Here is a 436-nt window from a genome sequence, read left to right as displayed (position 1 = left end):
TAACCTCACAACCCGAAGATGTTTCGTAAAACACCATCGTGTTGCGAAAATTTGAGAGACTCACGAATAATCTTTCGACTATTCAGTGTTTCAATTTTCAGCTTGATCCAGATTTTTAAAGAGCAAAACTTCGCAGTGAACCTTTGCAGGTACACTCTGAAGTATTTTTTATTTAATCACTACAGAGATGGTGGAGCTATGCGGGATCGAACCGCAGACCTCCTGCGTGCAAAGCAGGCGCTCTCCCAGCTGAGCTATAGCCCCATAACATGTAGTTAAAACCTCTTCAAATTTGCGGTGCAAATTTGGTAGGCCTGAGTGGACTTGAACCACCGACCTCACCCTTATCAGGGGTGCGCTCTAACCACCTGAGCTACAAGCCTGTAGAGGTTTTACTGCTCATTTTCATCAGACAATCTGTGTGAGCACTTCAAAG

Annotated in this window: 2 tRNA genes; both read right to left on the bottom strand. The window is 44.5% G+C overall.

Annotation, left to right across the window (positions count from 1 at the left end):
- Positions 1-188: 188 nt before the first annotated feature.
- A tRNA-Ala gene (locus tag A7Z06_RS21570) sits at positions 189-264 on the bottom strand.
- Positions 265-306: 42 nt separating this feature from the next.
- A tRNA-Ile gene (locus tag A7Z06_RS21565) sits at positions 307-383 on the bottom strand.
- Positions 384-436 lie beyond the last annotated feature (53 nt).

The organism is Escherichia sp. MOD1-EC6819, from assembly GCF_002965765.1.
Classification (GTDB): Bacteria; Pseudomonadota; Gammaproteobacteria; order Enterobacterales; family Enterobacteriaceae; genus Escherichia; species Escherichia ruysiae.
This window is presented reverse-complemented; position numbering and strand designations above follow the sequence as displayed.